General features: G+C 70.8%; 11 protein-coding genes. 2 read left to right on the top strand and 9 right to left on the bottom strand.

The features are described from left to right. Positions 1-18: 18 nt before the first annotated feature. The 7 genes from ACWC5C_RS21280 to ACWC5C_RS21250 form a co-directional block, all read right to left on the bottom strand. Positions 19-1,524: a CoA-acylating methylmalonate-semialdehyde dehydrogenase gene (locus ACWC5C_RS21280; protein ID WP_450877433.1), complete on the bottom strand. Its 1,506-nt coding sequence runs from the start codon at positions 1,522-1,524 to the stop codon at positions 19-21. A 10-nt stretch (positions 1,525-1,534) separates the two neighbouring features. Then, positions 1,535-3,421 carry a 3D-(3,5/4)-trihydroxycyclohexane-1,2-dione acylhydrolase (decyclizing) gene (gene iolD, locus ACWC5C_RS21275; RefSeq protein WP_450877431.1) on the bottom strand — a complete coding sequence of 629 codons (1,887 nt, stop codon included), beginning with the start codon at positions 3,419-3,421 and terminating at the stop codon, positions 1,535-1,537. Then, positions 3,418-4,290 carry a Cgl0159 family (beta/alpha)8-fold protein gene (locus ACWC5C_RS21270; protein ID WP_450877429.1) on the bottom strand — a complete coding sequence of 291 codons (873 nt, stop codon included), beginning with the start codon at positions 4,288-4,290 and terminating at the stop codon, positions 3,418-3,420. The genes iolD and ACWC5C_RS21270 overlap by 4 nt, the downstream gene beginning before the upstream one ends. Before the next feature lie 4 nt (positions 4,291-4,294). After that, the gene (iolC, locus tag ACWC5C_RS21265) at positions 4,295-5,272 is read right to left on the bottom strand and encodes a 5-dehydro-2-deoxygluconokinase (protein ID WP_450877427.1); all 978 of its coding nucleotides are present in this window, start codon (positions 5,270-5,272) and stop codon (positions 4,295-4,297) included. Between the two features lie 114 nt (positions 5,273-5,386). Then, positions 5,387-6,295: an ATP-binding cassette domain-containing protein gene (locus tag ACWC5C_RS21260; RefSeq protein ID WP_450877425.1), complete on the bottom strand. Its 909-nt coding sequence runs from the start codon at positions 6,293-6,295 to the stop codon at positions 5,387-5,389. 5 nt (positions 6,296-6,300) lie between these two features. Further along, a complete protein-coding gene (locus tag ACWC5C_RS21255) occupies positions 6,301-7,377 on the bottom strand; it encodes an ABC transporter permease (protein ID WP_450877423.1) in 1,077 nt (358 codons plus the stop codon). After that, entirely contained in the window at positions 7,377-8,408 is a 1,032-nt protein-coding gene (locus ACWC5C_RS21250; protein ID WP_450877421.1) for a sugar ABC transporter substrate-binding protein, read from the bottom strand. Before ACWC5C_RS21250 ends, ACWC5C_RS21255 begins: the two co-directional genes overlap by 1 nt. Before the next feature lie 239 nt (positions 8,409-8,647). On the opposite strand from ACWC5C_RS21250, the gene ACWC5C_RS21245 reads away from it, so the two are divergent. After that, complete coding sequence (locus ACWC5C_RS21245; protein ID WP_450877419.1) at positions 8,648-9,679, top strand: LacI family DNA-binding transcriptional regulator; 1,032 nt, start codon at positions 8,648-8,650, stop codon at positions 9,677-9,679. A 94-nt stretch (positions 9,680-9,773) separates the two neighbouring features. Here ACWC5C_RS21245 and ACWC5C_RS21240 read toward each other — a convergent pair whose 3' ends face one another. Further along, positions 9,774-9,851: a 50S ribosomal protein bL37 gene (locus tag ACWC5C_RS21240; protein ID WP_370443954.1), complete on the bottom strand. Its 78-nt coding sequence runs from the start codon at positions 9,849-9,851 to the stop codon at positions 9,774-9,776. 191 nt (positions 9,852-10,042) lie between these two features. Between ACWC5C_RS21240 and ACWC5C_RS21235 the strand changes: the two genes are divergently transcribed. Next, positions 10,043-12,082: a SpoIIE family protein phosphatase gene (locus ACWC5C_RS21235; protein ID WP_450877417.1), complete on the top strand. Its 2,040-nt coding sequence runs from the start codon at positions 10,043-10,045 to the stop codon at positions 12,080-12,082. On the opposite strand, the gene ACWC5C_RS21230 is transcribed toward ACWC5C_RS21235, so the two are convergent. Beyond that, entirely contained in the window at positions 12,066-12,761 is a 696-nt protein-coding gene (locus ACWC5C_RS21230; protein WP_450877415.1) for a type 1 glutamine amidotransferase domain-containing protein, read from the bottom strand. The two genes, ACWC5C_RS21235 and ACWC5C_RS21230, sit on opposite strands and share 17 nt — an antisense overlap. Position 12,762: the final 1 nt, after the last annotated feature.

Raw genomic sequence — 12,762 nt, 5'->3', positions numbered from 1 at the left:
TGGGCTTCCCGTGACGCGTCAGTGGGATGTGGGGAAGGTGAAACCGGCCGTGAGCTGCTGGGCAGGCTGCGGCCAGCGGCTGGTGACGACCTTGGGGCGGGTGTAGAAGCGGATGCCCTCGGGGCCGTGGATGGGCGAGTCGCCGATGAGCGAGTCCTTCCAGCCCCCGAAGGAGTAGTACGACATCGGCACGGGCACCGGCACGTTGACGCCGATCATGCCGACCTTGACCCGGCGCTGGAAGCGGCGGGCGGCCTCGCCGGAACCGGTGAACAGGGCGGTTCCGTTGCCGTACGGATTGGCGTTGATGAGGTCGATCGCCTCGTCCAGGGTGTCGACGCGGACGACCGCGAGGACCGGGCCGAACAGCTCCTCCCGGTACGCGTCCATCCCGGCGGTGACGTGGTCCAGCAGGGACGGGCCGGTGAAGAAGCCCCCGGCGTACTCGGGGTGGCCGTCCAGCTTCAGCCCGCGGCCGTCCACGACGACGGTGGCACCCTGGGTTGCGGCAGTGCCGACGGCGTTCTCGACGCGCTCCCGCGCGGCCTGGGTCACCAGCGGTCCCATGTCGGTGCCGGGCGCGTCGCCGGGGCCGACCTTCACCTCACGGGCCTTGCGCTCCAAGGCCTCGACCAGCCCGTCGGCGCCCGCCCCCACCGCGACGGCCACCGAGACGGCCATGCAGCGCTCACCGGCGGATCCGTAGGCGCCCGCCGTGATGTGGTCGGCGGCGAACTCCAGGTCGGCGTCGGGGAGGACGACGGCGTGGTTCTTGGCGCCGCCGAGCGCCTGGACCCGCTTGCCGGTCCTGGTGGCGGTCTCATGCACGTACGTGGCGATCGGGGTCGATCCGACGAAGGACACCGCCTCGATGCCGGGGTGGCCGAGGATCGCGTCGACCGCCTCCTTGTCCCCGTGGACGACGTTGAACACACCGTCCGGAAGACCGGCCCGCCGGTACAGCTCCGCCACGAAGTTCGCGGCCGACGGGTCGCGTTCGCTGGGCTTGAGGAGGAAGGTGTTGCCGGTGGCGATGGCCACCGGGTGCATCCACAGCGGCACCATGGCGGGGAAGTTGAACGGGGTGATGCCCGCCACCACGCCCAGCGGCTGCCGGAAGTCGTGCACGTCCACGCCGCGCGACACCTGGTCGGAGAAGCCGCCCTTGAGGACTTCACCGAGACCGCAAGCGAACTCCACGACCTCCCGGCCGCGCACGATCTCGCCGCGCGCGTCGTCGACCGTCTTGCCGTGTTCGGCCGAGATGATCCGTCCCAGCTCCTCCTCGTGCTCCACGAGCAGCTGCCGGAAGGCGAACATCACCTGGGTGCGCCGGGTGAGCGAGGACTCCGACCACTCCTCGAAGCTCCGCGCGGCGGCGGTGACGGCGGCGTCGACGTCGGCGGAGCCGCCGAGGGCGACCCGGGCCTGCTCCTGCCCGGTGGCCGGGTTGAACACCGGCGCGGTGCGGGGGCCCGCGCCCGGGGCCGGGGATCCGTCGATCCAGTGCTGAATGGTCTTCACGGGGGTGTCCTTACAGGTAGTGCCGCTGGGTGAGCTTGTGGGCGGCGTACGTCTCGTACGCGGCGCGGGTGGAGTCCAGGGCGGACGTCTGGCTGACCGGCACGTCCCACCAGCCGTGGCCGGGCGGGTTGGGTCCGTAGAGGTCGGTCTCGACGTGCACCACGGTCGTACGGGTGGCGGCCTTGGCCTTCTCCATCGCGGTGCGGAACTCGTCGACGGTCGTGGCGTGCAGGACGTCGGCGCCGAGGGAGGAGGCGTTGGTGGCGAGGTCGACGGGCAGGACATCGCCGTCCAGGAGTCCCGAATCCCCGTCGCGGAAGCGGTACTTGGTGCCGAACCGCTGTGAGCCGAGCGCCTCGGAGAGCGACCCGATGGACGCGAAACCGTGGTTCTGGACGAGGACGACGATGACCTTCAGGCCCTCGCTGACCATGGTCGCGATCTCCTGGGCCATCATCAGATACGAGCCGTCTCCGACCAGGACGACCACCTCGCGCGACGGATCGGCCATCTTCGCGCCGAGGCCCGCGGCGACCTCGTAGCCCATGCAGGAGTACGCGTACTCGACGTGGTAGGCCTTCGGGTCCCGTGCCCGCCACAGCTGCTGGAGGTCGCCGGGCATGGACCCGGCGGCGTTGATGACCACGTCGCGGTCGCCGAGTGCCTGGTTGAGCGCACCGAGGATCTCCGTCTGGGCGGGCCGGGGGCCGTGGCCTCGGTGGAAGCACTCCTCCTCGATCTCCCGGGTGCGGGCGATGAGGTGGCGGGTCCGGTCCCGGTACGCCTCGTCCGTCCGCCAGCCCGTGAGTGCCGCCGTCAGCGCCTCGATGCCGAGCCGGGCGTCGGCCACCAGCGGCTCCGCCGAGTGCTTCACGGCGTCGAGGCGGGCCACGTTGAGGTTGACGAACGTGACGTCAGGGTTGCCGAAGACGGTGTGGCTCGCGGTGGTGAAGTCGGAGTAGCGGGTGCCGATACCGAGGACGACATCGGCCTCCTTCGCCAGCTCGTTCGCCGCGTACGAGCCGGTCGAGCCGATGCCGCCCACCGCGCACGGGTGGTCCCAGGGCACGGCGCCCTTGCCCGCGTGGGTGTCCGCGACCGGGATGCCGGTGGCCTCGGCGAAGGCGCACAGCCGGGACCGGGCGTCGGAGTAGACGACGCCGCCACCGGCCACGATCAGCGGCTTCCTGGCGTTCCGCAGCAGCCGCGCGGCCCGCTCGACGGCGGCGGGTTCCGGCAGCGGGCGGCCCACGTGCCAGACCCGGCGCCGGAAGAAGGACACCGGCCACTCGAAGCTCTCCGCCTGGACGTCCTGCGGCAGCGCGAGCGTGACGGCGCCGGTCTCCACCGGGTCGGTCAGCACCCGCATGGCGGCCAGTGCGGCCGGGATGAGCTGTTCCGGACGGGACACCCGGTCGAAGTACTTGGACACGGAGCGGAAGGCGTCGTTGACGGTGACGTCCCCGCCACGGCTGTCCTCCAGCTGCTGGAGCACCGGGTCGGCGGCCCGGGTGGCGAACATGTCGCTCGGCAGCAGCAGGACCGGGAGGCGGTTGGTCGTGGCGAGCGCGGCGCCGGTGACCATGTTGGTGGAACCGGGTCCGGTGGACGCCGTGCAGGCGAAGGCCGCGAGCCGGTCGCGCATCTTCGCGTACGCCACCGACGCGTGCACCATGCCCTGCTCGTTGCGCGCGAGGTAGTACGGGAGGTCGGCTTCCCGGGTGACGGCCGCCTGGAGCAGCGCCTGCCCGATCCCGGCCACGTTGCCGTGGCCGAAGATGCCCCAGACGCCGGGGATCAGCCGCTGCTCCCGGCCGTCGCGCTCGCTGTACTGGTTCGCCAGGAAGCGGACCAGGGCCTGGGCCGTGGTGAGACGGATCGTGGTGGGGGCGGTCACAGCAGGCTCACCGCCCGGTCCACGGCACCGGCCACATCGCCGTCCGAGGGGTAGAGCAGGGAGCGGCCCACGACCAGGCCCTGCGCGGTCGGGAGCTTCAGGGCCTTGCCCCAGGACGCGAACGCCGCGTCGGGGTCGGTGACCTGGCCGCCCAGCAGCAGCGCGGGCAGCGTCGAGGCGGACAGCACCCGCTCCATGTCGCCCACGACGGGCAGCTTGAGCCAGGTGTAGGCAGTGCGGCGGCCGAGTCCGGAGGCGATGGTGATGGATGTGATGACGGCGTCGGGAGACAGGTCGTTGTGGATCCGCCCGTCCTTCCAGACGCTGAGGAACGGCTCCACCAGCGCGATCAGGTGGCGGTCGTTCAGCTCGTCCACCGCGTGGGCGGTGTTCTCCAGCGCCGCCGGGGTCGCGGGGTCGTCGAGGGCGATGCGGGTGAGCATCTTGCCCCCCTCGAAGCCCATGGCGGCGATGGTCCCGGCGTCGTAGCCGGTGAACCGGTCGTCGATCTCGAAGGCCGATCCGGCGAGCCCGGCCCGGTTCATGGAGCCGAACACGCTCTTGCCGTCGAGGACGCCGAGCAGCAGCAGGTCCTCCAGGATGTCGGCGGTGGCCAGCACTCCGGTGACACCGGGCCGGTCCAGGGCCGTGCACAGGCGGTCCAGCAGCGCGCGGCGGTCGGCCATGGCGCTGGGGTCGCCGCCGACGCCGTTGGCGCCGCGCGCCGGATGGTCGGCTGCGATGATCATGGCTTTGCCGTGCTCGCCGAGCAGCGAGGTGGGCTTGCGCCGTCGTACGGCGGCGGCCGCGATGGCGCCGGGGTCGTTGACCCGGGCCCCCACGATCCGGCTCACGTTGTCGGAGGGCACGTCGTCACACCTTTCGCTGAGGGTCGTCGGAGGTGGCGGGGCCCGCGGCGCGGAGCTTCGCCTCCACCTCGGCCTCCGTGGGCATGGCGTCGGAGCAGGCCAGGCGCCCGGCGACGAGAGCGCCCGCGGCATTGGCGAAGGCGATCGTGCGGCCGGTGTCCCAGCCGGACAGCAGGCCGTGGCAGAGCGCGCCACCGAACGCGTCCCCCGCGCCGAGGCCGTTGACCACGTCCACCGGGACGGGCGGTATCTCGGCGGCCGAGCCGTCGCGGCCGACGGCCAGCACCCCCTTGGGGCCCTGCTTCACCACGGCCAGCTCCACACCGGCGGCGAGCAGCGCCTTCGCGGCGGCGTACGGCTCGCGCTCACCGGTCGCCACCTCGCACTCGTCGAGGTTGCCGACGGCCACGGTGGTGTGCCGCAGGGCCTCGGCGTAGTACGCCCGCGCCTGCTCGGGGGCGTTCCAGAACATCGGGCGCCAGTCGAGGTCGAAGACCGTCGTCCCCGCCTTCGCCCGGTGGGCGAGTGCGGCGAGGGTGGCCGAGCGGCTCGGTTCGTCGCACAGCCCCGTGCCGGTGACCCAGAAGATCCGGGCGTCGCGCACGGCGTCGAGGTCCAGTTCACCGGGGCGGATGTCGAGGTCGGGGGCCTTCGGCAGCCGGTAGAAGTACAGCGGGAAGTCGTCCGGCGGGAAGATCTCGCAGAAGGTCACCGGGGTGGGCGCGATGTCCGACGTGCCGACGTGGCGGGTGTCGACGCCGTAGCCGGTCAGCGCGGTGCGGACGAAGTCCCCGAACGGGTCGCGGCCCGTCTTGGTGATCACGGCGGAGGGGTGGCCGTAGCGGGCGGCGGCGACGGCGACGTTGCTCGGGCTGCCGCCCAGGTACTTGCCGAACGACGTGACCTCCGCCAGCCCCACGCCGGTCTGGAGCGGATACACATCCACTCCCACCCGGCCCATGGTCAGCAGTTCCAACGGCATAACGCGGTGTCCCTTCGATTCTGCGGGCCCGGGGGATGGCGGAGTTAAAGCGCTTTAAACGCGCCTACGACGAGTACGATGCCCTCGCGTAAATGTCATGTCAATAGGTTGTCACTACGGTGTTGCGCGACCGGGAGGCGACGCGGCGGCGGATGCCGTGAGGTCCGCCTCTTCGGGGAGCTTCGCCACGTCGACGCCGTGGACCGGCGCCAACTCGTGCTTGAGCGCGGCCAGTTCGGCGCCGCCCGCCATGTGGTTGGTCAGCTCTTCGAGACTGACCTCGCCGCGGTCGGCGCTGAGTTCGAGGGTGCCGAGGCGCAGCACGCTGAAGTGGTCGCCGACCATGTAGGCGTGGTGCGGGTTGTGGGTGATGAAGATGACGCCGAGCCCGCGGGCGCGGGCGGCGGCGATGTACTTCAGCACCACGCCGGACTGCTTCACACCGAGGGCCGCGGTCGGTTCGTCCAGGATCAGCACCCGGGCGCCGAAGTAGACGGCTCGGGCGATCGCCACGCACTGGCGCTGGCCGCCGGAGAGGGTGCCGATGGGCTGCTCCAAGTCGTCCAGGACGATGCCCATGTTGCGCAGTTCCTCGTCGGCGGTCTTCTTCATCCGGTCGATGCTGAGGCGGCGGAGCGGCCAGGGTCCTGTGGTCATCTCGGAGCCGAGGAAGAAGTTGCGCCACACCGGCATGAGCGGGACGGTCGCCAGGTCCTGGTAGACGGTGGCGATTCCCTTGCCGAGTGCCTCACGCGGGGTGGTGAAGCGCACCGGTCCGCCGTCGACCAGGAACTCGCCCTCGGTGTGCTGGTGCAGCCCGGAGATGATCTTGATGAGGGTGGACTTCCCGGCGCCGTTGTCACCCAGAACACAGGTCACCCTGCCAGGGCGGACGACGAGATCGACGCCGTGCAGTGCGCGGACGTTGCCATAGGACTTGCCCGCCGCGCGCAGTTCGACGACGGGGTTGCCGTCCACGGGCGAAGTGTCCTCGGCTTGGGTAGTGGTCGCGTCAGTGGTCATGGGGGTCACCTCCGGGTCGCCGTGCGGCGGACCCACAGATTGATCAGGGCGGCGCCGAGCAGCATCACGCCGAGGAACGCCTTGAACCAGTCGGGGTTCCACCCGGCGTAGACGATGCCCTGCTGCACCATGCCGAACATGAAGGCGCCGAAGACCGGGCCGATCGCGGAGCCGTAGCCACCGGTCAGCAGACACCCGCCGATCACCGCCGCGGCGATGTAGATGAACTCCTGGCCCACGCCCTCGCCGGACTGCACGGTGTTGAAGGAGAACAGGTTGTGCATGCCGACGAACCAGGCACCGAAGCCGACCAGCATGAACAGCGAGATCTTGGTGAAGGTCACCGGGACACCGACCGCGCGGGCGGACTCCTTGTTGCCGCCGACCGCGAAGATCCAGTTGCCGTACTTGGTACGGAGCAGCACCCAGGTGGCCAGGGCCGCGAAGACCAGCCACCAGACGACGGTGATCTTCACTTGGGCTCCGCCGACGTCGAACGACGAGGCGAACACCGCCCTGGCCTGGTCGAAGCCCTCCATCGTGCTGATGTCGTCGGTCGAGACATTGCTGGTGACCAGCTTGGTGACCGCGAGGTTCGCACCCTGGAGGATCAGGAAGGTGCCGAGGGTGACCAGGAAGCTCGGCAGCCCCGTCCTGACCAGCATCCAGCCGTTGAACATGCCGACCGCCAGCGACACCACCAGGGCGATGATCACCCCTGACCACACGTTCAGGGTCAGCTGGTAGCTGAGCATGCTCGCGGTGAGCGCCGAGGTGATCACGGCGACGCCGGACGACAGGTCGAACTCGCCACCGATCATCAGGAGCGCCACCGGCAGCGCCATGATGCCGATCGTCGACGACTGGTACAGGATGTTGGCCATCGAACCGGCGTCGCGGACCGGGGGCGCCGCGATGAGGAAGAACACGAACACGGCGACGGCGCCGAGGAAGACCCCGACCTCCGGCTGGGCGAGCAGCCGGAACGCGAGGGAGCGCCGCGTGGTCCGGCCGTCGCTCTGCCGGGAGCCGGGAGCCGGGGGTGTGCTGACCGCCGGGGCTGCCTGCTGGGCCATGCTCATCACCGGTTGCCCTTCGCGGCGAACGTGGCGACGGTGTCGACGTTGGACTTGTCGACGAAGGCCGGGCCGGTCAGCACGGGCTGCTCGCCACCGCCGCTGTAGTTGCCGTTGTTCTTGTAGAGCCACAGCGAGTCGATGGCCAAGTAGCCTTGCAGATAGGGCTGTTGGTCGACGGCGAACTGGACCGTGCCCTTTTCGATGGCGGAGATGAGGTCCTTGTTGAGGTCGAAGGTCGCCACCTTCGCCTTGCTGCCCGCCTCGGACGCCGCCTGCGCGGCGGTGATCGCGAACGGGGCCCCGAGCGTGACCACTTCGTCGATGGACTTGTCCTGCGAGAGCTTGGCGTTGATGGTCGACTTCACCGAGGGCATGTCGGTGCCGTTGACGTAGAGGATGTCGGTCTTGCCGCTGAAGGTCTTCTTCACCCCGGCGCAGCGCTCTTCGAGGTTGACGTCCCCCTGGGCCTGGATGACGCACAGGGCGTGCTTGGCGCCGGTGGTGTTGATTTTGCTGCCGAGTGCCTGGCCGGAGACGGACTCGTCCTGGCCGAAGAAGGACAGCAGGCCCTGCTTCTTCCACACGGACAGACCGGCGTTGAAGCCGACGACCGGGATACCGGCCTTCTCGGCCTTGGCCACCACGGCCTTCATGGCGTCCGGCTTGGCCAGGGTGACGGCGATGCCGTCGACCTTCTGGTCGATCGCGTTCTGCACCAGGTTGGCCTGGTCGCCCGCGCTCTCGTCGTTGGAGTAGATGAGCTTGACGTTGTCCTTGGCGGCGGCGGCCTGGGCGCCCTTGCGGATGGTGTCCCAGAAGGTGTCGCCGGAGGGCGCGTGGGTGACCATCGCGATCGTCATGCGGGGAGTGGAGGCCTTCCCCGCGGACACGTTGCTTCCGGCCTCTTCTGCCTTCTTCCCGCCGGAGCTGCTGGAACAGCCCGCGAGGATCAGGGCGGCCGAGGCGGCCACGGCCACGACGGGGACGGCTCTTCGGGAACGGGAACGGGAGCGGGAGCGGGAAACGCGGTTCATGGCTCGTGCACCTCACTGTGCGACGGGACGGGGAGGAGGGGAGGAGAGGGAGAGCAGACCGAAGCCGGGCGTGCGCGCCGTGCGGATTTCGCACGCGCGGGGCCGGTTTCGCGGGAAACAACCAGGAGCGGTCAAGAGCGATTAAAGCGCTTTAAGTGCTGGTACTATCGACTCGTTTCAAGAGCGTGTCAAGGCGTTGCACGAGGAGATCGCTGTCCGGGAGTGTCCGGGAGGTACAGGTGGACGAGGTCGATTCCGAGCGGCGCCAGAACGGTGCGAACAAGCGCCCCCGGCTTGAGGACGTGGCGGCCCGCGTAGGCGTGTCCACCGCGTCCGTCTCCCTCGTACTGCGCGGCGTGTCCGGCCCCAGCGAGCGCACCCGGCAGCGGGTCCTGAAGGCCGCCGCCGAACTCGGCTACCAGGCGGACCGCACCGCCAGCCTGCTCGCCAGCAGGCGCACCCGGCTCCTCGGGGTCATGGTCGACGTGCACAGCCCGTTCCACGCCGAACTGGTCGACTATCTGCACACGGCGGCCGAGGAGGTCGGCTACGACCTCGTCCTCAGCACGCTGACCCGGACCCGCGACGAGCACACCGCCGTGGAAACCCTGCTGGCATTCCGCAGCGAGGCCCTGATCCTCCTCGGCCCGACCTCCCCCGCCGACACCCTCGCCGCCCTCGACCGCAAGTCCCCGGTGATCGTCGTCGGCCGCCGGATCACCGACGAGCAACTGGACGTGGTCCGCACCGCGGACGACGACGGAGTCGGCCAGATCGTCGACCACTTGGTGGGCCTCGGCCACCGTGCCATCGCCTACGTCGACGGCGGCAAGGGCGTCATCGCCACCGACCGGCGCCGCGGCTACCGCACCGCGATGCGCCGCCACGGGCTGGACCCGCACATCAGGATCCTGCGCGGCGACAACACCGAGGCGGCCGGTGAGCGGGCCGCCCGCCACCTTCTCGACGGCGCCGCCCTGCCCACCGCCGTGGTCGCCTTCAACGACCAGTGCGCCATCGGTGTCCTGGCCGCCCTCTCCCGCGCGGGTGTCGCCGTCCCCGGCGAGGTGTCCGTGGCCGGATACGACGACGACACGCTCTCCCGGCTGAGCTGCTTCAACCTGACCACGGTCAGCCAGAACGCCGAGGAACAGGCCCGCCACGCGGTGGCCGCCGCCGTGGAACGCCTCGACCAGGGCCGCACCGACCCCTGCGAGGTCGTGCTGAGCCCGCACCTCGTCGTACGAGGCACCGTGGCCGAACCCGCCTGACCCGCCACGTACACACGCCCGCACACGACAAGGGACTCCCGGCGCGCCCCGCGCACCGGGAGTCCCTCATTGCCACGCGGCAGAGTGCCTCAGATCAGGACTGGGGGCGGCTGCCGTGGTTGGCGCCGTTCTTCCGACGGGCCTTCTTCTTGCGACGTCGCTTCGACGACATGTCGCCCTCCTTCCAACGATGCTCTACCTGTGCCGATCACTTCGGTGTTGCCACGTGGTGATCATGGCGCGCGTACCCAGCCCGCCACGCCTCACCCGTCATTTCATTGTGAAGCACCTCACGATCCGGTGTCGGGTACCCGCCACCTCGTGAAGTGGTACATCCCCTTTCAGGTGGGTACATGCCATGGTGTGCGCTGGCTGAGCGACATCCGGACAGCGATAGCGTTCGCCCTGGTGGGGCCGCTGATCGTTTCGCTGGCGCTGATGCCGTTCCGTACCGGCTTCCCCCGGACCGACGCGGCTCTGGTGCTGGTGGCCGTGGTGGTGGCCGTGGCCGCGCTGGGTTTCCGGAGCGCCGGTGTGATCGCGGCGCTGTCGGCCACCATCTGGTTCGACTTCTTCCTGACCCGCCCGTGGGGCGCGCTGTCCGTCACCAGCGCCCAGGAGGGGTGGACGGCCGCCCTGCTGCTCGGCATCGGTCTCGCCGTCTCGGAGCTGGCGGTACGCGCCCTCAGCCAGCGCGACCGGGCGCAGGCGGCACACCGCCGCCTCAAGCTGCTCCATGACGCCGGGACGGCTATCGGCGCCACGCTCGACGCGAAGCGGACCGCGCAGGAGCTGGCGCAGGTGGCGGTGGGCCGGTTCGCCGATTTCGTCACCGTCGATCTGGCGGTGTGCGTTCTGGCCGGGGAGGAGGCGCCCTCGGACGCTGCCACGCACGTGCGCCGGGTGGCCCTGGCCGGGGTCCGCGACGATCATCCGCTGCTCCCCGTGGGCGGGCCGCCCCGGCTGGCCCTGTGCGGGGCGCGGTCCCGTGGCTCGCCGTGCGGGCAGCCGAGGCTCGAACCCGATGTGCGGGCCCGTGCCGACTGGCAGGCGCTGGTCCCCGAGGACACCGGGGCGGTGCTGGACTACGGCATGCGCTCGCTGATCACGGCTCCGCTGCGGGCGCGGGGCAGTGTGCTGGGAACGGTCGGCTTCTGGCGTACGCGGGACACCCCGCCCTTCACCGACAGCGATCTGTCCGACGCCGGGGAGCTGGCCGCCAAGGCCGCCGTGGCCATCGACAACGCGCGCCGCTACACCCGTGAGCGGGCCACCGCGCTGGCGCTGCAGCGCAATCTGCTGCCCCGGCATCTGCCCGGGCAGACGGCCGTCGATGTGGCCTCCCGCTATCTGCCCGCGGATTCGCGGGCCGGAGTGGGCGGCGACTGGTTCGATGTGATCCCGCTGTCCGGGAGCCGAGTGGCGCTCGTCGTCGGGGATGTGGTCGGCCACGGCATCAACGCGTCCGCCACCATGGGACGGCTGCGCACCGCCGTGCGCACCCTGGCCGATGTCGATCTGCCACCCGACGAACTCCTCACCCACCTCGACGATCTGGTCGTCCACCTCACCGATGACGAGGTCCTGGAGGCGGACGCGGACGCGGCGGCCAACGGCGGAGTGGGGGCGACCTGCCTCTACGCGGTCTACGACCCGGTCTCCCGGCACTGCGCGCTGGCCTCGGCGGGCCACCCTCTGCCCGTCCTCATCCCCCCCGGCGGCCGCGCCGGTCTGGTGCGCGGCTTCACCGGACCGCCGCTCGGCGTGGGCGCCTTCCCCTTCGAGACCACCGAGCTGGACCTGACCGCGGGCAGTGTCCTCGCCCTGTACTCCGACGGTCTGGTGCGCTCCAGCGACCGCGACATCGACGCGAGTCTGACCAAGCTGTGCGACGCCTTGTCAGTGCCGGAGACCTCGCTGAACGCGGCCTGCGAGAGCGTTCTGCGCGCGCTGGCGGACGACCGCCCGGCGGACGACATCACCCTGCTGCTCGCCCGTACCCGCGCCCTGGCCCCCGACCGGGTCGCCGACTGGGAGATCGCCGCCGACCCGGCCCTGGTCGTGCAGGCCCGGAAGCTGGCCGTGGAGCAGCTCGACGCGTGGGGGTTGTGGGATCTGGCGTTCATCACCGAGCTGCTGGTCAGCGAGCTGGTCACCAATGCCATCCGCTACGGCGCCGCGCCGATCCGCCTGCGGCTGATCCGCGACCGCAAGCTGATCTGCGAGGTGTCCGACGCCAGCAGCACCACACCCCATCTGCGCCGCACCCGTGTCTACGACGAGGGCGGCCGTGGCCTGGTGCTCGTGGCGCGGCTCAGCCACAACTGGGGGACCCGCCAGACCACCGCCGGGAAGACCATCTGGTGCGAGCAGCGGCTGCCGGACACTAGCCCAGCTTCTTGAGCAGTTCGGTGGCGAGGGCGGCGGACGAGGCGGGGTTCTGGCCGGTGACCACGTTGCGGTCGACCTCGACGTGCGGCGCCCACGCGTCGCCCACCTCGACGGTGAGCCCGGCCTCGGTCAGCCGGTCCTGGAGCAGCCACTTGGCGTTGTCGGCGCTGCCGGCCAGCTGCTCCTCGGCGTTGGTGAAGGCGGTGATCCGGTAACCGGCGTAGGCGTTGGTGCCGTCCTCGTTGACCGCCGCGAGCAGCGCGGCCGGGCCGTGGCACACCACGCCCACCGGCATCCCGGACGCCACGGCCCGGGTCAGGATCCGCCCGGAGTCGGCGTCGACCGCCAGGTCCTCCATGGGGCCGTGGCCGCCGGGGACGTACACCGCGTCGAAGTCCTCCAGCCGCACATCGGCCAGGACGGCGGGCCGCTGGAACTCGGCGGCGGTCTTCACCACCTGCGCGAGCCGCTCGGCCTCCTCGGCGCCACCGGCGGCTTCCGGGGCCAGGCTTACGGCGTCGACCGGCGAGACCACACCGCCCGGAGTGGCCACGGTGACCTCATGCCCGGCGGCCTTGAAGGCCTCCAGCGGCACGACGGCCTCTTCCGCCCAGAAACCCGTGGGGTGCGTGCTGCCGTCCGCCAGTGTCCACACGTCGGCGCCGGTCATCACAAAAAGAATCTTCGCCATG

Source organism: Streptomyces sp. NPDC001700 (assembly GCF_053596435.1).
Note: the sequence above shows the minus strand (reverse complement) of the source record. Positions and strands in the feature narration are given on the sequence as shown.

What these genes read in the sequence shown, in the direction of transcription:
- iolC (WP_450877427.1), bottom strand. Translation starts at nt 5,272, where the DNA reads ATGCCGTTGGAACTGCTGACCATGGGCCGGGTGGGAGTGGATGTGTAT.
- ACWC5C_RS21260 (WP_450877425.1), bottom strand. Translation starts at nt 6,295, where the DNA reads ATGACCACTGACGCGACCACTACCCAAGCCGAGGACACTTCGCCCGTG.
- ACWC5C_RS21255 (WP_450877423.1), bottom strand. Translation starts at nt 7,377, where the DNA reads ATGAGCATGGCCCAGCAGGCAGCCCCGGCGGTCAGCACACCCCCGGCT.
- ACWC5C_RS21250 (WP_450877421.1), bottom strand. Translation starts at nt 8,408, where the DNA reads ATGAACCGCGTTTCCCGCTCCCGCTCCCGTTCCCGTTCCCGAAGAGCC.
- ACWC5C_RS21240 (WP_370443954.1), bottom strand. Translation starts at nt 9,851, where the DNA reads ATGTCGTCGAAGCGACGTCGCAAGAAGAAGGCCCGTCGGAAGAACGGC.
- ACWC5C_RS21230 (WP_450877415.1), bottom strand. Translation starts at nt 12,761, where the DNA reads ATGGCGAAGATTCTTTTTGTGATGACCGGCGCCGACGTGTGGACACTG.